The organism is Pelagerythrobacter marinus (assembly GCF_034375205.1).
Lineage (GTDB): Bacteria > Pseudomonadota > Alphaproteobacteria > Sphingomonadales > Sphingomonadaceae > Pelagerythrobacter > Pelagerythrobacter marinus.
The window spans coordinates 792,569-816,638 of sequence record NZ_CP139719.1 but is presented as its reverse complement, the minus strand read 5'-3'; the positions used below and the strand labels follow the sequence as shown (position 1 = coordinate 816,638).

The following is a 24,070-nucleotide window of genomic DNA, read 5'->3' as shown; positions in this document are numbered from 1 at the left end:
CCTCAGAGAAGCAGAAGTGCGGCCCAGAACGCCGCCGTCAGCACGATGCCGATGATCGGCGAGGCGGTGGACCAGGCCTTGTTGGTGTCGATTTCGTATCCCGCGCCGATGTCGAGCACGAAGTGGCGCAGACCCGAGGTCATGTGGTTGAAGAAGGCCCACGACAGGCCGACCAGCACGACGTAGCCGAACCACGAGGTGGCAACGGCGGTGAAAGTCGCATAGGCCGCCGGCCCGCTCGCCAGCGCCCCCAGCCACCACAGCAGGACGCCGAGGCCGACCAGGGCCATCCCGTCGCCGGTGACGCGATGGAGGATCGAGGTCAGCATGTGCGGGCCCCATTTCCAGATGCTTAGATGCGGTGAAAGCGGTCTTTCGGCCATGACGTTTGTCCGGTTGTCCTTGGAATTGCGTCTTCCCTTAGCGCAATGACGATGCGAGACAAGGCGGGCGGCTATCTCTTTTGTTCGTCCCGCCCAATATTCGGGCATGGCGCAAAGCGCCGGCGCGCGGCGCGGGGATGACGGATCGATGGCGATAATCTACGGGACACGGATGCCCAATATCCTCGTCACCGGCTCCAGCCGCGGCATCGGCGCCGCAATCCGCGAACTCCTCGAAACGCGCAACGTCCGTGTGATCGGCCACGGCAGTGCCAGTCATGACGAACAGACCATTGGTGCCGATCTCTCTCAGCCCTCCGCGCCGCAGATGCTGTGGGAAGAGGCGCGGTCGCGCGCGGGCGGCGAAATCGACGTCCTCGTCAACAACGCCGGGCTGTTCGCCGCCAACCCGATCGACGGATCGGACATCGAGTGGCTCGACGCGTGGGAAGACACCTTGCGGATCAACCTGACCGCGGCCGCGCAGCTGGCGCGTTTCGCGGTCCGCCACTGGCTGGAACGCGGCGTGCCGGGGCGGATCGTCCACGTCGCCAGCCGCGCCGGCCATCGCGGCGATTCGCCGGCGCACTGGCACTATGCCGCGGCCAAGGGCGGGATGCTGGCGCTGCACAAGACGATCGCGCGCGCCTATGCCGGCCGCGGCATCCTCAGCTTCGGCATCGCGCCCGGTTTCACCGACACCTCGATGGCGGGCGACTACCTGGAAAGCCGGGGCGGGCCCGGCCTCCTTGCCGATATCCCGCTGGGCCGCGTGGCGGAGCCGGAGGAGATCGCCCGGATCGCGGTCTTCTGCGCGCTCGACGCCCCCGAAAGCATGACCGGCGCGACGCTCGACGCCAACGGGGCCAGCCATGTCCGATAGCTGGAAGCTGACGGCTTTCGCCGGCAAGGCGGCGGTCCGGGATGCGCTGGCCGCGCAGGAAGAGGCCGCCGACTGGGACCACGAGATCGTGATTGCCGGCTTCGAAGTGGCCGACGACCGGCCCGACGACTGGCGGCTCGACGCCTATTTCCCGCGCGAACCCGACGCGGCGGACCGGGCGGCAATCGCGGCGCTTTTCAACGGCAAGGCCCCGCGCATGACGGTAGAAAAGCTGCCCGAAACCGACTGGGTGACCGAAAGCCAGCGCGGGCTGGACCCGATCCGCGCGGGGCGGTTCCATGTCCACACCCCCGACCATGCGCCCAGCCGCGCGCCGGGCGTGGTCAACTTCGCGATCCCCGCCAGCCAGGCCTTCGGCACCGGCCAGCACGAAACGACGGCCGGCTGCCTCGCCATGCTCGATGCGATGAAACGGCGCGGGACGGCCGTGCGCAACTGCGCCGACATCGGCACCGGCACCGGCCTGCTCGCCTTCGCCGCACTCGCCCTCTGGCCCCGCGCGCTCGCCACCGCGAGCGACATCGACCCGGCCTGCGTCGGCGTGGTCGAGCATAACGCCGCGGCCAATGGCATCGCGCTCGGCGGCGGTGCGGGCGCGCTGGCGATGACGGTGGCCGACGGGATGGACGGCGCCCTGCTGCGCGCGCGGGCGCCCTACGACCTGCTGATCGCCAATATCCTGGCCGGGCCGCTGGTCGCGCTCGCGCCCGATTTCGCGCGCGCCATGGTGCCCCGGGGCAACCTGTTGCTGGCCGGCCTGCTGCAGGGGCAGGAAGATGCCGTGCGCCGCGCCTGTCGCCGGGCCGGCTTCCGCCTGGCCGCGCGCATGGTCAACGGCGACTGGTCGATCCTGTGGCTGCGCAAGCGCCCGCGATCCTGAAGCGCATGGCGCGCCGGGCGGGCCGCGCGCTCGCCTGGCTCGCCCTGGCCGCCGGGCTGTTCATGGCGGCGGCCTGGATCGGCTCGTCGATCCCGCGCAACGGCGACTGGCGCGAACCGGGCCGCGGGATCGCGATCATGGTCGAAACCAACGGCGTCCACACGGCGATCGTCATGCCGCTGGTCAACGCGCAGAAGGACTGGCGGGCCGAGTTTCCCGCCGCCGACCTGCCCTCCGGCGCGGCGGACCGGCCCTATACCCACGTCTCCGTCAGTTGGGGGGAGCGGGAAGTGTTCCTCCACACCCCGACCTGGGCCGACCTGTCGCCGGGAACTGCACTCGGCGCGGTAGTTGGCGGCGACGGCCTGCTCCACGTCGCGCACTATGTCCGCCCCGCGCCGGACGAGAATGCCCGCGTCCTGCACCTGCGCCCCGCGGAATACGCCCGCCTGGTGCGCCGGATCGAAAGCCAGGTCCTGCCGCCCGCCCGCCGCGCGGTCCATCGCGGCTATACCGACTGGGACGTGTTCTACGATGCGCCCGGCACCTATCACCTCGGCAATACCTGCAACCAGTGGACCAGCGACACCCTCGCCGCCGCCGGGGTCCGCACCGGCTGGTGGACGCCCTACGCCGGCGGGGTGATGAAGTGGGTGGACTGAGCCGCCCTACCCCGCCTCCGCGACGATCTGCGCCCACTGGGCCTCGTCGATCACCTCGACCCCCAGTTCGGCCGCCTTCTTCAGCTTGCTGCCCGCGCCGGGGCCCGCGACGAGGAGGTCGGTCTTCGCGCTGACCGTGCCGGCGGCCTTGGCGCCGAGCCGCTCGGCCTGGGCCTTGGCCTCGTCGCGGCTCATCGTTTCCAGCTTGCCGGTGAAGACCACCGTCTTGCCCGAGACGGAGCTTTCCTTCGTCTCGACCTCGTAGCGCGGGGGATCGAGTTCGCGCAGCAGATCGTCGAACACCGCGCGGTTGTGCTTCTCGTGGAAGAAATCGGCCAGCGCGAAGCCGACGGCGGTCCCGATCCCGTCGGCGCGGACTTCGAGGATGTCCTTGATCGCCTCGACCATGCGCGCGTTGAACTTGCCTTCGGACTCGTCCTCGCCGCGCGGGTTTTCCTCGCGGTAGGCGTGGATCTGCGCCGCCTTGTCCGGCAGGCGGGCGATCTCGCCCAGCCCCTTCATCAGGTCGCGCGCGGTGACCGCGCCGACGTGGCGGATGCCGAGGCCGAACAGCAGCCGCGCCGCGTCGGGCGCGCGCTTGGCCTCGATGCTCGCCAGCAGGTTCTCGACCGACTTGTCCTTCCACCCTTCCAGCGCCAGGATCGCCTCGCGCCGGTGCTTCAGGCGGAAGATGTCTGCCGGACTTTCGAGCCAGCCGAGCGCGAAGAACTGGTCGATCGTCTTCTCGCCCAGCCCTTCGATATCGAGCGCGCCGCGGCTGACGAAGTGCTTGAGCCGCTCGGTCCGCTGCGCCGGGCAGACGAGGCCGCCGGTGCAGCGGACATCGACTTCGCCCTCCTCCGCCACGGCCTCGCTGCCGCATTCGGGGCAGTGGCCGGGGAAGCAATAGGGATCGCGCTGTGCATCGCGGGTCAGGTTCTCGACCACTTGCGGAATCACGTCGCCGGCACGCTGGACCTTGATCCGGTCGCCCGGTCGCACGCCGAGGCGCGCGATTTCATCGCGGTTGTGCAGCGTGACATTGGTCACCGTCACCCCGCCGACGAGCACGGGCGCGAGGCGGCCCACCGGCGTCAGCTTGCCGGTGCGCCCGACCTGGATGTCGATCGCCTCCAGCGTGGTTTCGGCCTGTTCGGCCGGGAACTTGTGCGCGAGCGCCCAGCGCGGCGCCTTGGCGACGAAGCCGAGCCGTTCTTGCCAGTCGAGCCGGTCCACCTTGTAGACGACGCCGTCGATCTCGTAGCCGAGCGCGCCGCGCCCCTCACCGATCGCGCGGTAATGGGCAAGCATCGCCTCCAGCGTCTCGCACCGGACGAGGTCGGGGCTGATCGGCAGGCCCCATTCGCCGATCCGCTGCATCACGGCGAACTGCGTCTCGCCCGGCACCGCGCTGGCCGCGCCCCAGCCGTGGGCCCAGAACCGCAGCGGGCGGCTGGCGGTGACGCTGGCGTCCTTCTGCCGCAGCGAGCCCGCCGCCGCGTTGCGCGGGTTGGCGAACTGGCGCACTTTGGCGGGATCGAAAGCCTCGCCCTTCGCCTCGGCCGCGTTGCGCGCTTCCTCCATCAGGCGGGCGTTGAGCGCCACGAAGGCCTCGCGCTCCATGTAGACTTCGCCGCGCACCTCGAACACCTCGGGCACGTCGCCGGTCAACTCGGCCGGAATGTCGGGGATATGGGCGACGTTTGCGGTCACGTCCTCGCCCACCTGCCCGTCGCCGCGCGTTGCCGCGCGCACGAGGACGCCGTTCTCGTAGCGCAGCGAGCACGATAGCCCGTCGATCTTGTCCTCGGCGGTGAAGGCAACCGGCTCGTCCTCGCCCAGTGCCAGGAAGCGCCGCACGCGGGCGACGAAATCGGCCACTTCCTCGTCGGCGAAGGCATTGTCGAGGCTCATCATCCGAACCTCGTGCGTGACCTTGGACAGCGGCGAGGCGGCGACCGCGTGGCCGACCGCGCGCGACGGCGAATCGGAGCGGACGAGATGGGGAAACTGCGCCTCCAGCTCCGCATTGCGGCGCACGAGCGCGTCGTATTCCTGGTCGGTGATCTCGGGCGCGTCCTCGGCGTGGTAGAGCCGGTCGTGCCGCGCGATCTGCTTCGCCAGCCGCATCAGCTCGTTGGCGGCCTCGGCTTCGGTCATCTCGCTCATCGTCCCCGCAGCACCTCCAGCATCGCCGGCTCGTTGGCGCGATAGGCCTCGGCGCCCGGGGTCAGGATATCGAAATGGCTGGCCTGCGGATTCTCGCGGATCTGCAGCCGCGTGCCGCCGGCGCGGATCGCGGCCTGGACCGCGGGCGGCGCGGCGGGCAGCACGGCCTGGACGAACAGCAGATCCTCCAGCGCGAGCGGCCCGGCGCCGAGCGCGCCATAGCGATCCGGGTGCGCCGCCGGGTCCCCGCCGATGAACGGATCGACCGCGGAAAATTCGCACAAGGCGTCGAAGGCCGCCCGCTCCGCCCCGACATCGGCCGGGCCGTCGAGCACGATCGCCGCGCGCACCGCCAGCGGCTCGCGCGGGCCGAGCGGGCCGCCTGTCCCCTGCCGCGCGGCCAGCCACTGCGCCGGCAGCGCGCCGGCCGAGTGGCCGACGAGCGTGATCCGCGCGGGATCGACCGGGTGATCGGCGACCACGCGGTCCACCAGTTCGCCCGCCGCGGCCCAGTCGGCAAACGAACCGGGCCAGCCGCCGCCGTCGCCCACTTCGCGGTAATCGACGTTGAGCGTGGCAATGCCGAGGTCCTGCCACCGGGTCGCGAGCGGCGCCATGTAGGCCTGGTTGGCGATCCCCGCCTTCCAGCAGCCGCCGTGGAAGATCACCGCCAGCGGAAACGGCCCCTCCCCTTCCGGCAGGCGCAGCTCGGCAAAGCCGCGCGGGTGGTCGGCATAGCGCAACACGGCGTCGGGCCGCGACGGCGCGAGGTGCGCGTCGGCGCCGAACCTGTCGCCGCTGGCCACAGGAACGGACGCGCCGGGCGCGCCGCCGGGGGCCGGCTGGCACCCTGCCGCCATCAGCAATGCACCTGCGAGAACGGCATGCCTCACACCCCCTCCAGCAGGCGGTCGGCCTGGGCGCGGGCTTCGGGCGTGACTTCGGCGCCGGACAGCATCCGGGCGATTTCTTCCTGCCGCTCTTCTTGGTCGAGCAGGCGGACGGAGGTTTTCGTGACCGTGCCCTCGCTCGACTTGGCGATCAGGTAATGCGTGCGCCCGCGCGCGGCGACTTGCGGGCTGTGGGTGACGGCCAGCAACTGCCCGTCGCCCGCCAGCCGGGCCAGCCGTTCGCCGATCGCGCTGGCGACCGCGCCGCCGACGCCGCGATCGATCTCGTCGAAGATCACCGTCGCCGCCCCGCCCTGTTCGGCCAGTGCGACCTTGAGCGCGAGGATGAAGCGCGACAGTTCGCCCCCGCTGGCAATCTTGGCCAGCGGCGCGAAGTCGGCACCGGGATTGGTCGCGATCAGGAATTCCACGCTGTCGCTGCCGTGCGGCCCCCAGCGTTCTTCCGCCAGCGGCTCGACCGCGGTGCGAAAGCGCGCGGCATCCAGCTTCAGCGGGGCGAGTTCGCCCGCCACCGCCGCGTCCAGCCGGGCCGCGGCCTCCACGCGCCTGTCGTGCAGCGCCCGGGCCCGCTCGGCATAGAGCCGGCCGGCCTCCTTCGCGGCTTCCTCCAGCGCGTCCAGTTCCGCCTCGCCCCCTTCGATCTTGTCCAGCGCGGCGCGGAACTCGCGCATCTTCGCGGGCAGTTCGTCGACTTCGCAGCGGTGCTTGCGCGCCAGCGCGCGCAGGTCGAACAGGCGCGTTTCGGCCGCCTCCAGCGCGGCCGGATCGTGGACCAGCGCCTCGGCCGCTTCCTCCAGCTTCGCCTCGGCCTCCCCCGCCTCGATCACCGCGCGGTCGAGCGCGGCCAGCGCCTCGCCGAGCAGCGGGTGTTCAGGCGCGATCCGGTCGAGCCGGCGCGCCGCCACCCGCAGCGCCGCGAGCGGCGATTCGGAGCCGTCCCACAAGTGGCGCAGTTCCTCCAGGTCGCCCGACAGGCGTTCGCCCTTCTGCATCGCCGCGCGGGCTTCGGCGAGACGCGCCTCTTCCCCCGCCTGCGGCTCCAGCGCGGTCAGTTCGGCGAGATGGGCGAGCAGCAGGTCCTGGTCCTCGCGGGCCCGGGCGATCGCGTCGCGCGCGGCCTGGAGGCGGTCTTCCGCTGCGCGCCAGGCGTCCCAGGCGGCGGCCAGCGCGGCCGTGTCCGCCCCGGCGTAGCGATCGAGCAGGGCGCGGTGGCCGCGCGGGTTCACCAGCCCGCGATCGTCGTGCTGGCCGTGCAGTTCGACCAGCGCGGGCGCGATCCGGCGCAACAGGGCGACGCTGGCCGGCTGATCGTTGACGAAGGCCTTGCTGCCCCCGTCCGCCCGCACCTGGCGGCGGATCATCAGCGGTTCGCCCGGTTCGGGCACGATGTCCGCCTCGTCCAGCGCCTCGGCCACGGGCGCGGGGAGCCGGGCGAATTCGAAACTGGCGGTCACGCTCGCGCGGTCGGCGCCGGCGCGCACCAGCATGGTTTCCGCCCGGTTGCCCAGGACCAGGCCGAGCGCGTCGAGCAGGATCGACTTGCCCGCTCCCGTCTCGCCCGTCAGCACGCCGAGGCCGCGCCCGAAATCGAGATCGAGCGCCTCGATCAGCACGACGTTGCGGATGGAAAGGCGGGTCAGCATGTCTGACCCGATTCCCTAGCCGGAATGGGGGGGCGCGTCACCAATCCGGGTGCCGCTTGCGAACAGTTGCGCGATCAGGAGGCGCGAACGTTCGCCGCGTGGTCCTGCACCAGCTCGAACGCCTTTTCGTACCACTCGCTGCCCGGGTAGTTCGTGCCCAGGACCGCGGCGTACTTCACCGCCTCTTCCGGAATGCCCAGCGCCAGGCTGGTCTCGGTCAGGCGATAGAGCGCCTCGGGCGCGTGGCTGGTCGTCTGGTAGTTCTCGACCACGTTCTGGAATCGGATCTGCGCCGCCAGCCACTTGCCGCTGCGTTCATAGAAACGGCCGATCTCCATCTCCTTGCCCGCGAGGTGATCGTTGACCAGGTCGAGCTTGAGCCGCGCGTCGGAAGCATAGGCGGTCTGCGGGAACCGGCGAACGACCTCGTTCAGCGCGGTGCGCGCCTGTTCGGTGATCGCCTGGTCGCGGTGGACGTCGCTGATCTGCTCGTAATAGCTGAGCGCGATCAGGTAATAGGCGTAAGGCGCGTCCTTGTTGCCCGGGTGGATCGAGAGGAAGCGCTGCGCGCTCTGGATCGCCTTGTTGTAATCGCGCGCGACGTAATAGCTGAAGCTGCTCATCAGCTGGGCGCGGCGGGCCCAGGGCGAATAGGGGTGCTGGCGTTCCACCTCGTCGAACAGGGCGGCGGCGAACTTGGCATTGCCGGCATCGAGCCGCCGCTTCGCCTCGGTATAGAGCGTCTCGACATCGCGCGCGACATAGGCCGTGTCCTGCGGGCCGGACGTGCGCCCCGCGCAGCCGGCGGTGAGAAGGGCGGCCGCCGAGGCGGTAACGGCGAGTGCGAGCTTGAGCGGCGAGCGCGGGCGAGTGATCATGGACCGGGCCTATAACCCCGCCCTCGCTGAACGCCAAGTGAAGTTGGCGCAGGCCGCCGGCATCGCGCCCGCCCCGCTCGCGCGAGGCCGCCGCCCCGGCGCTCATGCGCTCATGCGGTCAGGCGGTCAGGCGGTCAGGCGGTCAGGCGGTCAGGCGGTCAGGCCGGGGTCATGCCCTCGGGCGCGTCCCACAGCAGGTGGCGGTTTTCCAGCATGACGAGGTTGTTGGCGCGGATGACCTCGCCCTTCGTGCGATAGCCGAGCAGCTGCTCTTCCGGGGTATCGGGATTGAAGGTCATCACCCGGATCTCCTCCGAGGTGAAGTCGCTCAGCCCGCGGGCCCGTTCGACCCCCTCGCTGTCGTAGAGATGCAGCACGTCGCCGCGGGTGAAATCGCCGTCCATCGCCAGGATGTCCTCGCGCCGGATCGAGCGCTTTTCCGTCACCAGCTCGTCGGCCAGTTCCTTCGATATCTCGATGCTGCCGGCCATCTGCAGGCGGTTGGCGATCCAGCTGTCCTTGCCCGACAGCGGGTTCGGGTGCGGCAGGCACTTGGTGCAGCGCCGTTCGCCGCTGAGCACGGCGGACAGCGGACGCTCGTGCTCGCCATTGGCGATATAGGTCGTGCAGCCCGCTTCCTGCGCCATGTTGGCGGCCTTGAGCTTGGTCGTCATGCCGCCGGTGCCGAGCGTGCTCTTGCCGGTCGTCGCCTCCATATATTCGCCGACGTCGCCGACTTCCTCCACCAGCTTTGCCTCGGGGTCGTCGGGATTGCGATCATAGAGCCCTTCCACGCACGTGAGGATCACGAAGTCCTTGGCCCCGACCATCTGCGCCACTTTGGCGGCCAGGCGGTCGTTGTCGCCGACGCGGATTTCCTCGGTCGTGATCGAATCGTTCTCGTTCACGATCGGGACCACCCCGGCTTCGAGCAGGCGGTGGACGGTATTGCGGGTGTTGAGGAACCGCCGGTGATCCTCGAAATCGCCCAGCGTCAGCAGGACCTGCGCGATCTCGAAACCGTATTCATGGCCGACCTGCTTGTACGCGTTGAGCAGCAGCGGCATCCCGCAGGCGGCGGCGGCCTGCTTGTCGCTGACCCCGGCGGTTTCCGGCGTTTCGCCGACCGTCTTCAGGCCCAGCGCGACCGCGCCGGAGGAACAGAGGATGACGTTGTATCCCTCGCTGCGCAGCTGCGCCACGTCCTCCAGCAGCCGCTGGATGAAACTGAAGCGGGGGGTGAGCAGGTCGGAATTGGCGAGGAGAGCGGAACCAATCTTGACGACGATGCTTCGATTCTCGGCCACGACAAAAATCCATTTCTTGCAATTTGCGCGTCGCTATCTAGGTAGGATTTGTGCAACGCACAACCGCCTGAAGGCCAAAAAAGTTTATACTTGGCCATTCGCCGGGCAACGCACCTTATAGATAGAATCTATATCGAAAAGACGAGTTGAATTTTACTTAACTTATCGAGGGGTTAATTTTGAGTCAGAGAAGCATCCTCATGATCGGCTGCGGCAAGATGGGCGGGGCCTTGCTCGAACACTGGATGTCCGGTGGCGATGACTTTACAATAGTTGACCCTGCTCTCGAACAAGTTCCCGCCCCCGCCCGGCTGGTGGCCGATGCCGGCGAGCTCGGCGATGCCAGCTTCGATGTCATCGTGGTCGCGATCAAGCCGCAGATGATCGACGACATCCTGCCCGCCCACGCCAGCCGCCTGGCGCCGGGCGGCTATGTCCTTTCGATCGCCGCCGGCTGCGCCGCGGCGCGGATCTCGCGCGCGATGAACGGCGCGCCGGTCGTGCGCGTCATGCCCAACCTGCCCGCCGCCGTCGGCCAGGGGGTCAGCGGCATCTGCCCCGACCCCGCCGTGACCGAAGAGCAACGCGCCCATGCCGAGGCGATGATGGCCCGCACCGGCACCGCCATCACGGTGGACGCGGAAGACAAGCTCGACCGTGTCACCGCGGTCGCCGGATCGGGCCCGGGCTACGTGTTCGAGATCGCGCGCACTTACGTCGCCGCCGCGCAGGAACTGGGCTTTTCCGCGCAGGAGGCGCGGGCCATGGTGCTCGGCACGATGGCCGGCACGGTCGCAATGGCCCAGGCCGACGAGGCCGGCGACCTCGAGGCGCTGCGCAATTCGGTGACCAGCAAGGGCGGAACCACGGCCGCGGGGCTGGACGCCCTGAACGGCGACGATACGCTTACCCGCCTGATGCGCTCCACCCTGCAGGCGGCCTACGACCGGGCGGTGGAGCTGCGCTGAAGCCGCGGTTCCCGCCCCTAACGAGACGAGGATTACCATGAACGACCAGACACTCGACCCGCAGATCCACATCCAGGAACTCGGCCGGCGCGCGCGCGAGGCCGCCCGCGGCCTCCTGTCCGCCAGCACCGAGGCGAAGAACACCGCCCTGCGCGAAGCGGCCAAGGCCCTGCGCGCCGGCACGGCCGCGCTGCTGGAGGCGAACGCGGCCGATGTCGCCAGCGTCGAGGGCAAGAAGCCCGAAAGCTTCGTCGATCGCCTGCGCCTGACCGAAGACCGGATCGAGGGCATGGCCACCGCGCTGGAGGAAATCGCCGAGCTGCCCGACCCGGTCGGGCGCAAGCTGGCCGAGTTCGACCGGCCGAACGGGCTGAAGATCGAACGCGTCGCCGTGCCGATCGGGGTTATCGGCATGATCTACGAATCGCGTCCCAACGTCGGCGCCGACGCCAGCGCGCTGTGCCTGAAGTCGGGCAACGCGGTGATCCTGCGCGGGGGATCGGAAAGCCGCCATTCGACGCGCGAGATCGTGGCCGCGATGCGCGCGGGGCTGAAGGCCGCCGGCCTGCCCGAAGACGCCGTGCAGACCGTGCAGACGACCGATCGCGACGCCGTGGCGGCCCTGCTCAAGGCCGACCAGTTCGTCGACCTCGTGATCCCGCGCGGCGGGCGCGGCCTGGTCGAGCTGGTGCGCGACCAGGCGAGCGTGCCGACGCTGTTGCACCTCGACGGCAATTGCCACAGCTACGTCCACGAGGCAGCCGACATCGACGAGGCGGTGAAGGTGATCCGCAATGCCAAGCTGCGCCGCACCGGCATCTGCGGGGCGACCGAAAGCATCGTGATCGATCGCAAGATCGCCGACCGGGTCGTGCCCAGGCTCGCCGACGCGATGGCGGCGGACTGCGAGCTGCGCGGCGACGAGGCGGCCGTCGCGCTCGACGACCGGATCAAGCCCGCGAGCGAGGAGGACTGGGATACCGAGTACCTCGACCCGATCGCCAGCGTGAAGATCGTCGATGGCCTCGACGAAGGGATCGCCTGGGTCGATACCCATTCCAGCCACCATACCGACGCGATCCTGACCGAGGACGCGGAGGCCGCGCGCCGGTTCATGACCGCGATCGACAGCGCGGTCGTGATGCACAATGCCTCGACCCAGTTTTCCGACGGGGGCGAGTTCGGCATGGGGGCGGAGATCGGGATCGCCACCGGCAAGATGCATGCCCGCGGCCCGGTGGGGCTGGAGCAGCTGACCAGCTTCAAGTACCTCGTCCACGGCGACGGCCAGACGCGCCCCTGATCGCCGGGCCTGATGGCCGGGCCTGATCGCCGGGCCCGATCGCCGGGCCCGATCGCCGGACCCGACCATCGGGCCTGGCCACGGACCCGGTCGCCCGCCCTCCCCCGCGCCGCCCGTGTTCGCGTCCGGCGGCATCGCGGGGCGCGGGTGCCGGTGCAATTGCCTTCGGCGGGCAATCGGGGTATGGGCGGCTTCCTGCCCCGGTTCCGGCGGAGCGCAAGGCTTCGCCCGCCGGGGCACCGTTGTTTTTGCGCGCTAGGAATTCCCCATGCCCCGTCGCCGCCAGATCTACGAAGGCAAGGCCAAGATCCTCTACGAAGGACCCGAACCGGGCACGCTGATCCAGTATTTCAAGGATGACGCGACCGCCTTCAACGCCCAGAAGAAGGGCACGATCAACGGCAAGGGCGTGATCAACAATCGCATCAGCGAATATGTCTTCCTGCGCCTGGGCCATATCGGCATCCCGACCCATTTCATCCGCCGCCTGAACATGCGCGAACAGCTGGTGCGGCAGGTGGAGATCGTCCCGATCGAGGTCGTCGTGCGCAACGTCGCGGCCGGCAGCATTTCCAAGCGCCTCGGGATCGAGGAAGGCGAGCCGCTGCCCCACACGCTGATCGAATACTATTACAAGGACGACGGCCTCGGCGATCCGCTGATCGCGGAAGAGCACATCGCCTGCTTCAACTGGGCATCGAACGAGGAAATGCAGGATATCGCCAGCATGGCGATCCGCATCAACGATTTCCTCTGCGGCATGTTCGCCGCGATCAATATCCGGCTGGTCGATTTCAAGCTGGAATTCGGCCGCATCTGGGACGGCGATTACAGCCGCCTGATCCTGGCGGACGAGATCAGCCCCGACGGCTGCCGCCTGTGGGACATGACCACGGGCGAGAAGCTGGACAAGGACCGGTTCCGCCGCGACCTGGGGGGCGAGGAAGACGCCTACCAGGAAGTCGCGCGGCGGCTGGGCCTGCTGCAGAACGAGGACAACGGCCCGGGCGAGGTCTTCGACCTCAACGCCCACCGCGGCAAGTTGCGCAGCCCGATCAAGCCGAAGAAGTAAGGCCTCGCTCAGACCACGTAGCGCAGGGCCATCCCGCTGGCGGCGATCGTGTCGTCGCATTCCGGGACGTGGTCGCCGTCCACCTGCACCGGGCTGACGCAGCGGTCAAACACGACCTTGCGCACGGTGCGGATCTCCGCCAGCCCGAGCCGGTCGAGCGGCAGGCGCAGCATCGCCGCGCCGGTCAGCGCCGCGGTACCGATCCGGGTCGAGCGATGGAGCGTGACGAGCTCCACCGAATCCGCCGCCAGCCCGGCCCGCGGGCTCAGCCGGAAAGGCCCGGCATAGAACGCCCCGTGCGAGGCGATCACCCCCTCCGCCGAGCAGGCAAACGGCGTCCCGTCGGCCAGTTCCCCGCTGATATCGACCGGTTCGCGCGGCCAGCGCGCCAGCTGCCGCATCGCCGCCGCGACATAGGCATAGCGCCCGATCCGGCGCTTGAGCGGCGCGGAGACTTGCGCCACGGCATGGCTGTCGGGCCCGATGCTGAGGCAGGCGACGATCGGCGTCCGGCCCAGCGTGTAGAGCGGCGCGCGGAGCCAGCTCTCGGGGCCGCGATCCCAGGCCGCGGCGACCTGGGCCGCCAGGGCATCGGCACGCCGGGCATAGCCCAGTTCGCGCGCGACCAGGTTGATCGTCCCCGCCGGCGCGATGCACAGCGGCACCTCGCCGGCCGCGGGGCCCAGCGCCTGCACGGTATCGCGCAGCGTGCCGTCGCCCCCGTGGACGCAGACGAGGTCGGCGGCGCCCGAAAGGCGGGCCCCGTCGCGCGCGCTGGGCATGGCCGACACTTCCATCCCGCGCGCGGCGAAGGCGGCGGCCAGGGCATCGAGCCGCGCCTGCCGGAAGCTGCCTGCCGCGGGGTTGTAAACCAGGTCGATCTTCATCGCCCGCCGCCTAGCAGCGCCAGGTTGTGAAATGCTCAAGAAATCGGCGACTTGCTCGCGCGCGGTACAGCCCCGGCCAGGGCGCGGGCCGGTGCGAGGGGCGACTTGCCCCGGGCGCGCGGAAACGCCATAGGCTGCGCGCGAGTCCCGATCTCGCAGCGAAAGGCGCCCCGCCCATGAAAGTCCGCATCCATGTCAGCCTCAAGCCGGGCGTGCTCGATCCGCAGGGTCGCGCGGTCCACCATGCCCTCGAAGGGCTCGGCTTTTCGGGGGTCGAGGACGTGCGCGTCGGCCGCCTGATCGAGCTGGAGGTGGCCGACGATACGACCGAGGGGCAGCTGGAGGACATGTGCCGCAAGCTCCTGGCCAACACGGTGATCGAGAACTTCCGGATCGAAACGATGGAGACCGCGTGATGGCGTTCCGCGGCGCGGTCATCACCTTCCCCGGCTCCAACTGCGACCGGGACATGGCCGTCGCGCTCGAGAAAGTGTCGGGCGTGCCGGCGCTGCGCGTGTGGCACGGCGATGCCGAACTGCCCGACGCGGTCGATTTCGTCGCCGTGCCGGGCGGCTTTTCCTACGGCGATTACCTGCGCTGCGGCGCGATCGCCAGCCGCAGCCCGATCATGCGTGCGGTGATCGCCGCCGCCGAACGCGGCGTGCCCGTGCTGGGCGTGTGCAACGGCTTCCAGGTCCTGACCGAGAGCGGCCTGCTGCCCGGCGCGCTGATGCGCAACGCGCAGCTGAACTTCATCTGCCGCACCGCGCCGCTGCGGGTGGAGAACAACCGGTCGCTGTTCACCGCCGGTTACGACCAGGGGCAGGAAATCGCCCTGCCCGTCGCCCACCACGACGGGAACTACTTCGCCGACGAGGACACGCTCGACCGGCTCGAGGGCGAAGGGCGCGTCGCCTTCCGCTATCTCGACACCTGCAACGGATCGCGCCGCGACATCGCCGGCATTCTCAACGCGCGCGGCAACGTGCTGGGCCTGATGCCCCATCCCGAACGCGCGATCGAGGTCGATCACGGCGGCACCGACGGGCGCGTGCTGTTCGAAAGCGCGGTGAAGGGCCTCGTCGCCGCCTGACCGGTCAGGCGATCAGCGGCTCCCGCTGGCGGAACAGGGCATGGACCTCTTCCGCCGGCATCGGCCGGCCGAAGTGGAATCCCTGGATCTTGTCGCATCCCAGCGAACGGACGAGTTCGGCCTGCTCGGGGCTTTCGACCCCTTCGGCAGTGGTCGTCATTTCCAGGCTGCGCGCCATCGCGATGACCGCGCGCACGATCGCCAGGCTTTCCTGGTTCCCCTCGGCCGCGCCGTCGACGAAGGTGCGATCGACCTTGATCGTGGAGAACTGCAGCTTGCGCAGGTAGCCGAGCGAGGAATAGCCGGTGCCGAAATCGTCGAGCGCGACGGTGCAGCCCAGCGCCATGACCTGTTCCAGCGAATTGCGCGCCACGTCGGGGTCGCGCAGGAAGATGCTCTCGGTCACCTCGATCTCCAGCCGGTGGGCGTCGAGCCCGCTGGCCGACAGCGCGTTGACGACCGTGGCCGGGAAATCGCGTTCGAGCAGCTGTTCGGGCGAGACGTTCACCGCCACGCGCACGTCGCGCGGCCAGCGCGCTGCCTCGCGGCAGGCCTGTTCCAGCACCCAGGCGCCGATCGGCACGATCAGCCGGGTGTCTTCCGCCAGGGGGATGAACTTGCCCGGACTGATCGACCCGTGCTCCGCGCTGTTCCAGCGCATCAGCGCCTCGAAGCTGACCAGCGTTTCGTCCTGCGCGTTCACCACCGGCTGGAAATTCAGCGACAGCTCGCCGTCGGCCAGCGCACGCCGCAGGGCGACTTCCAGGACGCGCCGTTCCTCCGCCGTGGCGTGGAGGCGCGGTTCGTAGCGGTAGTGGCCGCTGCCCCCCTCTTCCTTGGCGCGATAGAGCGCCAGGTCCGCGTTGCGCATCAGGTCTTCCACCGTCTTGCCGTCGCGCGGGCCGAAGGCGGAGCCGACGCTGGCCCCGATGTAGAGCGTGTGGCGGTCGATCTCGTAAGGCTGCGAAAGCCGCTCGATCACCTGCCGCGCGACCGTCTCGACCCGCTGCGAGTCGCTGGCGTCGCGGATCACGATGGCGAACTCGTCGCCGCCCAGCCGGCCGCACAGGGCGTTCTCGTCCATCAGTTCCTTCAGCCGGCGCGAGACTTGCGCCAGCAGGCGGTCGCCGACCAGGTGGCCGAGCGAATCGTTGACCGCCTTGAACCGGTCGAGATCGACCATCAGGAAAGCGCACCGGGTCCGCCACTGGCGCGCGTATTGCAGCGCATCGCCCAGCGCCTCGGTCAGCATCAGGCGGTTGGGCAGGCCGGTCAGCGTGTCGTAGCGCGCGAGGTAGGCGATCTTCTCCGACGATTCGCGCTGCTCGGTCACGTCGGAGCCGACCCCGCGGAAACCGGTGAAGACGTCGCCGTCGAATAGCGGCGTGCCCGAAAGCTCCCACCAGCGTGTCTGCTTGCCGATCGCGACCTTGACCAGGAGATTGGAGAAGCTCTCGCGCCGCTTCATCCGGTCGGCCAGGTCGTGCAGGCTCTGCGGGAAGTTGGCGTCGTTCCACGCTTCGCCGGCCAGGACCTGGAGGAAGGACTGGCCTTCCAGCTCCTCCGGCTTCCTGCCCAGCGCGAACGAGAAGCGCGGCGATGCACCGCGGATGCGGCGCGCGGCGTCGATCTGCCACAGCCAGTCGGCCTCGTTCTCCTCGAACTCGCGCAGGAGGAGCGAGACGACCTCGCTCTTTTCCTGGCTGTTGTTCTGGGCGATCCGCGCGACGAGATAGATCCGCGCGATCGCGATCGTGCCGTAGCCGACGACGAGCAGGAAGAAGACGACCAGGCTCATCAACTGATACGCCCGCTCGATCGCCAGGATCGTCAGCATCCCGGCCCCGGTCAGCGCGCCGAAGACGATCGTGCTGAGCGGTGCGCCCGAAACGATCAGCGCGGCACCGGCGATCAGCGTGCCGATCGCCGCGATCATGATGTAGCGGTCGGTCGATTCGAGGTACCCGGTGAACAGGACCACGGCCATGGCCCAGGCCACGCCCAGCATTCCCGCGCGCAAGGCGTGCCTGTGCATTTCGCCCGGCGCGACCCGGCGCGTGTCGGCATCGATCAGCGCGCCGTCGCGCACGACGACATAGGCGAGCAGGACGCCCAGCAGCGCCACCCAGGCGGCGAGCAGCGGGGTCGGAACCCGGCCATAGGCGGTCCAGGCGACCATCGCGGCGACGAAGACGTGGCCGAAGGCGCGGGCGCGCCAGACGCTGGCCACGCGGGCCAGCTGCATCCCGCGCAGGCGATTCCAGTCGGCACCCGTGCCGCCCCGGAACCCCAGGACGGACAGGACGGACAGTGTCGACGGGTCGACGCGCTCTTCCAGTTTGCTTCCGCTCACCCCTCCCCGCCTAGGGCGGAAAGGTTAGGACCGGGTAAAACGCCGATACAATTCAACGCCCTGCCTGTTGTGAGACAATAAAGTTCTTCCATTCTTGCACGCAAATCTGCGGCTCTCAGCCGACCCTCTGACAAAATAGTTCTTCCATTTCGTCTTCTCAATGAGGCCACAGCGGCAATCCAACTCCTGCTACAGCCAATTTGAGACAATAAAGTTCTTCCATTTTCCGTGTGGCGATAAGCGTCGTTTTTATATAACGTTCATATACTTGCTTGCGCTCTCTCACAAGGTGAGCGCTCGCAAAGCCGGCTTCTGCTCCCCCTCTGAACTATGAGAACGAGCAAGAGAGACCCAGCATCCAAATCCGGGCCTGTTGCGTCTTCTCTCTGGCCTATAGACGGTCCTGCAAACTCTTTATCGCGGGATCCGCGACAGCCGCCGCCACCACATCCGCGATTGAACTCTCGATGATTGGCCGCTCGTCCGGCTCGAACTAGTCTTTATCACTTGTCGCCAAGGCAGGGCTCATCGAACTCACCGACGATGATCAGGCGGTGATGTTCGGCATGCCGGTCGAAGCAGTGGCCAACCTCCGCAGCGAGAACGGCGAGCAAGCGATGCTGCAAATGGCTGTAGCTGTAGCTGTGGCTGTGGCTGTCGCGGGGGCGCGGCAAGCGGGCGTTCGGCTAGTCCCAGCGATTAGATTGGCGAATGCTGATGCGCTGCCAGCTTCCAACCCTGCTCCCGGCGCACGTAAGTCGAGCCGATCAGAGCAGAGTATGGCTCGCCGTCGGCGCGCGTGACGTCGGCGCGGTAGCTGATGATGACCACATCACCGGATACTTGAAGAAACTGACGATCCGAGATCCTGAGGTCCCGCCACCTGTTCGAAGGTGTTGCCGTCGCCGCGACATCTTTGCGCGAGTGAACGCCGTGCATCTCGCCTGCCTGCGGGAAGACTAGCAGGCATTGCTCATCGACGTGCGCGAGAAAGTGCTCTTCGCCCCCGAGCCAGAACCCTTCTTCGACGGTATAGAGAATGTCCTTAAGCGCCACCGCTGTTCCTCCGTTATGCATGACGAGAACACATGCGTCAGGGCGCTCGTTCCGAGGGAGCACCACTGCCGCGAAGACAGATGAAGCTCTCGCTCTCACGTGATGTTCTGTCAGCGATGCAAACAAGCTCATGCTCAATAGCCTTGTGCATTTTTCAGAGGACCGCGCTGCCAGTAATGCGCGCCGTTAAGCGTTTGCTCGATACAAGGCGGGCACTATGCGCGCCTTCGGTTGTAGATGTTGGACAGGCCGCACCAAGGACCAGGGAGCTATGAATGCCTGAAGAGAACGAACTGAACGCCGTCGAGCTTGCGACCGAGATCACGATTGCCTGGCTCGGCAATCAGAACAACCAGGTCTCAGCAGACGAAGTCCCGGCATTCCTGCGGTCAATCCACCGGACGGTGACCGAGCTTGCCAGCGGGGCGGGAACATCCGGCGACGAACAGAAAACGGAAGAGTTCACGCCCGCCGTCTCGGTGCGCAAATCCCTCGCTTCCAAAGACCACATCATCTCGATGATAGACGGCAAGCCGTACAAGACGCTGCGCCGGCATCTGTCGACGCATGGCCTCACCCCTGAGGAGTATCGGCAGCGCTACAACCTTAAGCCCGATTATCCGATGGTGGCGGAGAGCTACTCGGCCAAGCGCAGCGAAATGGCGAAGAAGATCGGCCTCGGCCAGAAGGGGCGTGCCGCCAAGTCTGCGACTACGTTTAGCTCGGCAAAGAGGCGCGGAGGCACGGCCAAGACCGCGTAAGCACTCATCGCTAAACCGATCTCAACACTCCCGTGGCGCCGAAGCGCCACGGGGGCCCCGCGTCAGCGGTACTCCGGGGGCTCAGCTGGACCCTCGGCTAGCATGGGACAAAGCCGATATCATCCTTGTCAAGAAGCGCTACAGCGCCTTCTTTCGCACCGGTCTAGATGAAGTGCTCGATCGCCATGGTATTGGCGAGCTCGTTTTAGCCGGGGCGAACACCCACGCTTGCGTGCGCACCTCTGCAATCGACGCGTACCAGCGCGATCTGAGAGTGATCCTGGCGAGCGATTGCCTGAGCAGCTACGACGAAGGACATGCGGCCGATTCCCTCCGCTACATCGCGGGCAATATCGGACGAGTTCTGACGAATGACGAAATCCGGTAGCACCTTAGCTGCCGGTCATCTAACGTTTAGGCTTGGGGTCTTCTGACCGTGATGGCTATCCAGGGGCCTTGGCCGCCTTCGTACCCGCCGCCGATGTAGTCCACGACCGATACTAGCTCCCAAGGTCCAGACGCGGCGTAGGCGTCGATCAGCGTCCTTCGATCGGGGTAATTGAAGTAGCGTCCGAGAATATCGCGCCCCGGAATGCCGCCGCCCTTGTAGCTGGCGAAATGCAGGCCGCCGGGTTTCAGCGCGGCGAAGACAAGCTTGAGGACATCGTTGAGCCTGGGAAGCGGAACATGAAGCAGGCTGGCGCTGGCCCACACGGCGTCATAGGCGCTTATCTCGGAAAGTTCGTCGAACCGCATCGTCGTTACAGGTCGGCCGAGCCGTTCCTCGGCTTTGGCTGCCATCGCCGGTGATCCATCGGTTGGATGAACGTCGAAGCCGTGTAGAAGCATGGCCTCGGCGTCCCTCCCGCCCCCACACCCCAGCTCGAGGACGCGGGCTCCTTCGGGAAGCGCTCGGATAAAATCGTCGAGCCATCGGCTGACACCGCCTTTGCCGCTCGCCACATAGTCGGGCGCTTCGATGTCATAGAAGTCCAGCGTTGCCGGATCAGAGTATCTGGCGTGATCAACGGGCCGCGGCATGGCGTTCTGTCTAGCGCGCCTGTGATCGCGATCAATGGCCGTATCGTTTGCCCTCGAGCGAACTCTTCAACAGTCATAGATCATGCCGGTCTCAAGCGGTGCTTCCTATTGTATGCGTGATGCTCTGATTTGAGGGCACGCCGCTGCTGCACGCCTGGTGGCAGAAAAATCGAGGGCAATATGGATTGGTCTTCAAGCTTCGCGAAACAGGCCTGCGCATTGGCGCTCAAGCTGCTTCTCCTCACCGCCCTCTCCGGTTGCTCCGAAGATGGCAAGGCAGTCATAGATCCACGAGAATCTCCAAAAGTCGATGTTCAGGGTTCCCACCCAGCGATCGATCCCAAACTGGCTGACAAATTTCGGGATCTAGCTCCCGCAGATTGGGCGCTCCGCGAAACGCATGAAGCAGCGGCGCTATACGATGTGCGACTTGCGAGCAGCTCTGGTGGCAAACCCATCGTGGTCCGCGGAGCTGTCCTGCTTGATGGCCGCTTCGAGCGATACCTGAGTCCGATGACCTTCTCCCCTTCCGTTATTGCCAGGGAGCGAGAGGAATTCGGGGCTGTCCCTGAGGAATATCCGAAGGTCGATGGATTCCAGGCGGTCGTCGACTCGAACTCGCTGGGTTTCGACGCGAACCGCGGTATCCACAGACGATCCATCAAATACTTCAACCGCGATCAGGGCGTATTCTGTCGCGGGACAAGCCCCGGCTTTCTGAAGTGCCTCTGGGGCAATCCACAAGCCCGGCTGGTCCTCGATTTCCATTCAGATCATGCGGTGGCCGCTCTGGAATACCTCAAGCAGAATGTATTCGCCGAGTAGCAAATGACTCGAGGCGTGGCATGGTCCCGCTTTTGCGCCGGTTGCTATCTAGCAGGTGCTGGAACTTGGAATCTAAGACGCTGACGTTCAGCGGCGTTCGCGATTCGGCGAGTCCCGCCGACGAAGCGGACGCTCTGTTGCCCAGTTCGCCTCGTCGAAAACCGACCCTACGTTACGCAGAAACATCGGGGACTGGTATGAGGATGTCCGAGACAAGCTTAGCACAAGTTGGGTGAGAATGGGTGAATTCGCTTTTCTACAATCGCGAGAAAAAGCGGACAGAACTTGTGCGACACTCAACGGAAGCCGCTATCCATCCGCATGCCAAAACTCGCGCGCCTCGGCTGGCATTTTCCCCAAAGCGGCGCTGAGCCGCTCCTTGTCTACGTGCTGCCACAGCGTTGCCGCCGTGGCGGCAATGCAACCAGGCTGCGCTAGTTGATGGTCGCGATGGTAGGCCATCACCTCTGCATCGAGTGCAGCTCGGCTCGCAAAGGGTAGCGTTTGATCCAGCATATGCCAGTCCTGCACAAAAACCGAACGCAGAAGAGGGGGTAGCGCCCGGGCGAAGCGGAGCGCGTCTCTCGCTTCCAGACGACGGCGGAAGGTATCGAAAACGCCCAACAGAACGCCCCACGCCTGATGAGTCGTCTGAAGTTCAAGCGCCTCGCGTAGATCAACCATGAAGCGGTCAAAATCGGCACTTGCCTGCCTATAATCTATCGGCACCGTCATGTGTCGGTAAATGACGGGTCCGGGAAACAGCTGCAAGCCGGGACCGCGACCTATTATGCGCGTGTCCGAACCGGCAACTTCCGAGCCCGCCGCACATTTAGCGGCAGCAAAAGCGGCGGACCATCAGTGCTGGATCCGCCGACATAGCTGACACTCGCCGGCACAAAATGAACACGCCCGCCATAGGTGATCGGGAATGTGTTCTCGCACCCGTCTTCATGAGAGATCGACTGATCCCACATAACTCCCGCATCTTGAATCCCTTCGGCAGTGACTACGCCGACGAAAACGTGACGAACGCAGTCGGCACCCCACTGCGGATTGGCGCTAAACAGAACTTGTCCGCCAGACATGCTTGTCTTGACGCCATAGGAATAGGAACATCCAGGCAGCACGAAAATGCACAGGATAAGGCTAGCGGTTCGCAGCACTCGGTTAAGTTGTCACCGATAGCCAACATCAGCAATCAGATCGTTAGCAACTGGTCCGTTCTCAGGAACGCTGCTCTCGGCAGGCTGTTCACGAACTGGGTGGAAGGCGGACAGCGAACTCGCGCCTTATGGCGCTGCGGAATCGGCCTGCCGCTCTGATCTAATCGCCAATAGAGACGGAACAAAAAACGCGACAATGACAACCAGAAATACAACAAGGAAGCTGTCATGATCGAGATAGTCGAACCAGTATACGACGCCCAATCCTAGAAGCACGCTCGCTTCGGCAAGGCCTAATAGACGTAGCGTGGTCAATTGCGCTCCCTTAGGCCACCCATCGTAGGATCGAGAGTGCCACGAAGCCAGAATGGTCGCAATTGTCGTCGTGAGCGGACTGGCCTCTTCCCAAACTAACGACCCGCTGAGCCGACATTGCACACGGCGGACCATCAGCTGGCCGGAGCCGCCGACATAGCCGCCGTTCGTGTCACTTGGTCGACCCCCCGAAACCGGACGTTGGTTCACGCGGCGGATAATGCCGTATTGAGGGGCGGAAGCCAATCTTCCGCCTTCAGCCTGTGCAACGCCGAAAGCGGCCGTCCGCGGGGGCTGCTAGCGGGACCTCCTCATCTCAGTCATCCCAGGGGTAGTGTTCGCCGTCATAATCGCGATTGCGCTCGCGCCACCTTTTCTCCGCCTCTCGCCACTCCTTGGCGGCTTCGAGGCGCCGCTCCCCATCGAGCTTCGCGAGCTCTCGGTCGCATTCGGCAGCTTTTTGATTGAAGTCCCTGCGGCTCTTGGCTTCATGGAGCTTCTTGTCGCAATCCTCCAATTTCTCCCAACGTTTCTCGCGGTAATTCTCGCGATAGTCGCCCGGGTCTGCGCTCACGGCAGCCGAAGCCGCTATCAGCATGGCAGCATAGGGACCGAAAACTCGAACTAGCATGGCCGTTCTCCTCGTTCCGCTCTTCTCACCGAAGCGACCTGAACCGCATTTGAAGACCAAATCCCTTGAATGATACAAATATCCTTGTAGTATCGCATTCATGAACGACGACTCCGCCGTCCACGCCTTATCCGGTCTCGCACACGGCGACCGCCTGTCCGCCTTTCGGATGCTGGTCCGCGCAGGACCAAGCGGCATGCCATCGGGCGAAATCGCGGCAGCACTTTCGATCCCGCCGACACGGATGAGCTTCCATCTCTCGGCGCTCGAACGTGCAGGCCTGCTGCGCTCCTGGCGCGATGGTCGGCACGTCCTCTATGCGGCAAGCTACGACCAGATGCGCCAGTTGCTCGCCTTTCTCACCGAGGACTGCTGCTCCGGCAATCCGGAAATCTGCGGCGACCTCGGCGAGATCGCATCCCAATGCCTGCCGGAGACCGCGCGTTGACCGTCACGATCTACCACAACCCTGCTTGCGGAACCTCGCGCAACACGCTGGCGATGATCCGCCAGTCCGGCGAGGAGCCAACCGTCATCGAATACCTGACGACGCCCCCTTCGCGCGAGGAGCTGGCTCGCTTGATCGAAGCGATGGAGATCACGCCGCGCGACCTACTGCGTCAGAAAGTTACGCCGTATGCCGAGCTCGGCCTCGACGATCCCTCGCTTTCCGATGACGCCCTTCTCGACGCCATGGTGGCGCACCCGATCCTGATCAACCGCCCGATCGTGGTGACGGATAGAGGAGCGGCGTTATGCCGACCGTCTGAAAAAGTGTTCGATCTTCTCGCCACTCCGATCGCTTCGTTTACCAAAGAGGACGGCGAGGTCGTGACGTGTCCGGAGGCAAAGGCGTGACGGG

The 24,070-nt window shown here is 66.6% G+C and carries 26 protein-coding genes; 13 read left to right on the top strand and 13 right to left on the bottom strand.

Features of this window, described 5'->3' with window-relative positions; all coding sequences use genetic code 11:
• Window positions 1–2: 2 nt before the first annotated feature.
• A complete protein-coding gene (sdhC, locus tag T8T98_RS03795; RefSeq protein WP_251104025.1) occupies window positions 3–329 on the bottom strand; it encodes a succinate dehydrogenase, cytochrome b556 subunit in 327 nt (108 codons plus the stop codon).
• A 226-nt stretch (window positions 330–555) separates the two neighbouring features.
• On the opposite strand from sdhC, the gene T8T98_RS03790 reads away from it, so the two are divergent.
• The 3 genes from T8T98_RS03790 to T8T98_RS03780 are packed head-to-tail and all read left to right on the top strand — an operon-like array spanning window position 556 to window position 2,829.
• Window positions 556–1,266, top strand: coding sequence for an SDR family NAD(P)-dependent oxidoreductase (locus tag T8T98_RS03790; RefSeq protein WP_251105994.1), 711 nt, complete (start codon window positions 556–558; stop codon window positions 1,264–1,266).
• The gene (locus tag T8T98_RS03785) at window positions 1,256–2,167 is read left to right on the top strand and encodes a 50S ribosomal protein L11 methyltransferase (protein WP_251104026.1); all 912 of its coding nucleotides are present in this window, start codon (window positions 1,256–1,258) and stop codon (window positions 2,165–2,167) included. Before T8T98_RS03790 ends, T8T98_RS03785 begins: the two co-directional genes overlap by 11 nt.
• Window positions 2,140–2,829 (top strand): DUF2459 domain-containing protein, encoded by a 690-nt coding sequence (locus T8T98_RS03780; RefSeq protein WP_322295850.1) that lies wholly within the window; start codon window positions 2,140–2,142, stop codon window positions 2,827–2,829. Before T8T98_RS03785 ends, T8T98_RS03780 begins: the two co-directional genes overlap by 28 nt.
• Window positions 2,830–2,835: 6 nt before the next feature.
• Here T8T98_RS03780 and ligA read toward each other — a convergent pair whose 3' ends face one another.
• From ligA to proB, 5 genes are all read right to left on the bottom strand, one after another.
• A complete protein-coding gene (ligA, locus tag T8T98_RS03775; RefSeq protein WP_251104028.1) occupies window positions 2,836–4,998 on the bottom strand; it encodes an NAD-dependent DNA ligase LigA in 2,163 nt (720 codons plus the stop codon).
• Complete coding sequence (locus tag T8T98_RS03770; RefSeq protein ID WP_251104029.1) at window positions 4,995–5,858, bottom strand: alpha/beta hydrolase family protein; 864 nt, start codon at window positions 5,856–5,858, stop codon at window positions 4,995–4,997. Before T8T98_RS03770 ends, ligA begins: the two co-directional genes overlap by 4 nt.
• Before the next feature lie 29 nt (window positions 5,859–5,887).
• On the bottom strand, window positions 5,888–7,552 hold the full coding sequence (recN, locus tag T8T98_RS03765) for a DNA repair protein RecN (RefSeq protein WP_251104030.1): 1,665 nt from the start codon (window positions 7,550–7,552) through the stop codon (window positions 5,888–5,890).
• Window positions 7,553–7,626: 74 nt separating this feature from the next.
• Window positions 7,627–8,430 carry an outer membrane protein assembly factor BamD gene (locus T8T98_RS03760; RefSeq protein ID WP_251104031.1) on the bottom strand — a complete coding sequence of 268 codons (804 nt, stop codon included), beginning with the start codon at window positions 8,428–8,430 and terminating at the stop codon, window positions 7,627–7,629.
• Between the two features lie 158 nt (window positions 8,431–8,588).
• Complete coding sequence (gene proB, locus T8T98_RS03755; protein WP_160732217.1) at window positions 8,589–9,737, bottom strand: glutamate 5-kinase; 1,149 nt, start codon at window positions 9,735–9,737, stop codon at window positions 8,589–8,591.
• Between the two features lie 179 nt (window positions 9,738–9,916).
• On the opposite strand from proB, the gene T8T98_RS03750 reads away from it, so the two are divergent.
• From T8T98_RS03750 to purC, 3 genes are all read left to right on the top strand, one after another.
• Window positions 9,917–10,705: a pyrroline-5-carboxylate reductase family protein gene (locus tag T8T98_RS03750; protein WP_251104032.1), complete on the top strand. Its 789-nt coding sequence runs from the start codon at window positions 9,917–9,919 to the stop codon at window positions 10,703–10,705.
• A gap of 37 nt (window positions 10,706–10,742) precedes the next feature.
• Window positions 10,743–12,008, top strand: coding sequence for a glutamate-5-semialdehyde dehydrogenase (locus T8T98_RS03745; RefSeq protein WP_251104033.1), 1,266 nt, complete (start codon window positions 10,743–10,745; stop codon window positions 12,006–12,008).
• 268 nt (window positions 12,009–12,276) lie between these two features.
• Window positions 12,277–13,080 carry a phosphoribosylaminoimidazolesuccinocarboxamide synthase gene (gene purC / locus T8T98_RS03740; RefSeq protein WP_160732215.1) on the top strand — a complete coding sequence of 268 codons (804 nt, stop codon included), beginning with the start codon at window positions 12,277–12,279 and terminating at the stop codon, window positions 13,078–13,080.
• A gap of 8 nt (window positions 13,081–13,088) precedes the next feature.
• On the opposite strand, the gene T8T98_RS03735 is transcribed toward purC, so the two are convergent.
• Window positions 13,089–13,967, bottom strand: a complete 879-nt coding sequence (locus T8T98_RS03735) for a diacylglycerol/lipid kinase family protein (RefSeq protein ID WP_251104034.1) — start codon at window positions 13,965–13,967, stop codon at window positions 13,089–13,091.
• A 176-nt stretch (window positions 13,968–14,143) separates the two neighbouring features.
• On the opposite strand from T8T98_RS03735, the gene purS reads away from it, so the two are divergent.
• Both purS and purQ read left to right on the top strand, forming a co-directional pair.
• Complete coding sequence (gene purS, locus T8T98_RS03730; protein WP_251104035.1) at window positions 14,144–14,383, top strand: phosphoribosylformylglycinamidine synthase subunit PurS; 240 nt, start codon at window positions 14,144–14,146, stop codon at window positions 14,381–14,383.
• Window positions 14,383–15,060 (top strand): phosphoribosylformylglycinamidine synthase subunit PurQ, encoded by a 678-nt coding sequence (gene purQ / locus T8T98_RS03725; RefSeq protein ID WP_160732212.1) that lies wholly within the window; start codon window positions 14,383–14,385, stop codon window positions 15,058–15,060. The genes purS and purQ overlap by 1 nt, the downstream gene beginning before the upstream one ends.
• A gap of 4 nt (window positions 15,061–15,064) precedes the next feature.
• Here purQ and T8T98_RS03720 read toward each other — a convergent pair whose 3' ends face one another.
• From T8T98_RS03720 to T8T98_RS03710, 3 genes are all read right to left on the bottom strand, one after another.
• Complete coding sequence (locus T8T98_RS03720) at window positions 15,065–17,413, bottom strand: putative bifunctional diguanylate cyclase/phosphodiesterase (protein WP_322295849.1); 2,349 nt, start codon at window positions 17,411–17,413, stop codon at window positions 15,065–15,067.
• A 503-nt stretch (window positions 17,414–17,916) separates the two neighbouring features.
• Window positions 17,917–18,087, bottom strand: a complete 171-nt coding sequence (locus T8T98_RS03715; RefSeq protein ID WP_182849648.1) for a hypothetical protein — start codon at window positions 18,085–18,087, stop codon at window positions 17,917–17,919.
• 25 nt (window positions 18,088–18,112) lie between these two features.
• The gene (locus tag T8T98_RS03710; protein WP_119511985.1) at window positions 18,113–18,469 is read right to left on the bottom strand and encodes a DUF4440 domain-containing protein; all 357 of its coding nucleotides are present in this window, start codon (window positions 18,467–18,469) and stop codon (window positions 18,113–18,115) included.
• A 275-nt stretch (window positions 18,470–18,744) separates the two neighbouring features.
• On the opposite strand from T8T98_RS03710, the gene T8T98_RS03705 reads away from it, so the two are divergent.
• Window positions 18,745–19,230 (top strand): MucR family transcriptional regulator, encoded by a 486-nt coding sequence (locus T8T98_RS03705; RefSeq protein ID WP_119511984.1) that lies wholly within the window; start codon window positions 18,745–18,747, stop codon window positions 19,228–19,230.
• Complete coding sequence (locus T8T98_RS03700; RefSeq protein WP_322295848.1) at window positions 19,163–19,618, top strand: cysteine hydrolase family protein; 456 nt, start codon at window positions 19,163–19,165, stop codon at window positions 19,616–19,618. Before T8T98_RS03705 ends, T8T98_RS03700 begins: the two co-directional genes overlap by 68 nt.
• Before the next feature lie 26 nt (window positions 19,619–19,644).
• On the opposite strand, the gene T8T98_RS03695 is transcribed toward T8T98_RS03700, so the two are convergent.
• On the bottom strand, window positions 19,645–20,271 hold the full coding sequence (locus T8T98_RS03695; RefSeq protein ID WP_322295847.1) for a class I SAM-dependent methyltransferase: 627 nt from the start codon (window positions 20,269–20,271) through the stop codon (window positions 19,645–19,647).
• Between the two features lie 219 nt (window positions 20,272–20,490).
• On the opposite strand from T8T98_RS03695, the gene T8T98_RS03690 reads away from it, so the two are divergent.
• A complete protein-coding gene (locus T8T98_RS03690) occupies window positions 20,491–21,096 on the top strand; it encodes a hypothetical protein (RefSeq protein WP_322295846.1) in 606 nt (201 codons plus the stop codon).
• Window positions 21,097–21,405: 309 nt separating this feature from the next.
• On the opposite strand, the gene T8T98_RS03685 is transcribed toward T8T98_RS03690, so the two are convergent.
• Both T8T98_RS03685 and T8T98_RS03680 read right to left on the bottom strand, forming a co-directional pair.
• Window positions 21,406–21,831, bottom strand: a complete 426-nt coding sequence (locus tag T8T98_RS03685) for a DUF2267 domain-containing protein (RefSeq protein ID WP_322295845.1) — start codon at window positions 21,829–21,831, stop codon at window positions 21,406–21,408.
• Between the two features lie 1,062 nt (window positions 21,832–22,893).
• Window positions 22,894–23,208 carry a hypothetical protein gene (locus tag T8T98_RS03680; RefSeq protein WP_322295844.1) on the bottom strand — a complete coding sequence of 105 codons (315 nt, stop codon included), beginning with the start codon at window positions 23,206–23,208 and terminating at the stop codon, window positions 22,894–22,896.
• Between the two features lie 100 nt (window positions 23,209–23,308).
• Here T8T98_RS03680 and T8T98_RS03675 point away from each other — a divergent pair, with 100 nt between their 5' ends.
• Both T8T98_RS03675 and arsC read left to right on the top strand, forming a co-directional pair.
• Window positions 23,309–23,656 (top strand): ArsR/SmtB family transcription factor, encoded by a 348-nt coding sequence (locus T8T98_RS03675; RefSeq protein ID WP_322295843.1) that lies wholly within the window; start codon window positions 23,309–23,311, stop codon window positions 23,654–23,656.
• On the top strand, window positions 23,632–24,066 hold the full coding sequence (arsC, locus tag T8T98_RS03670) for an arsenate reductase (glutaredoxin) (protein ID WP_407675078.1): 435 nt from the start codon (window positions 23,632–23,634) through the stop codon (window positions 24,064–24,066). The genes T8T98_RS03675 and arsC overlap by 25 nt, the downstream gene beginning before the upstream one ends.
• Window positions 24,067–24,070 lie beyond the last annotated feature (4 nt).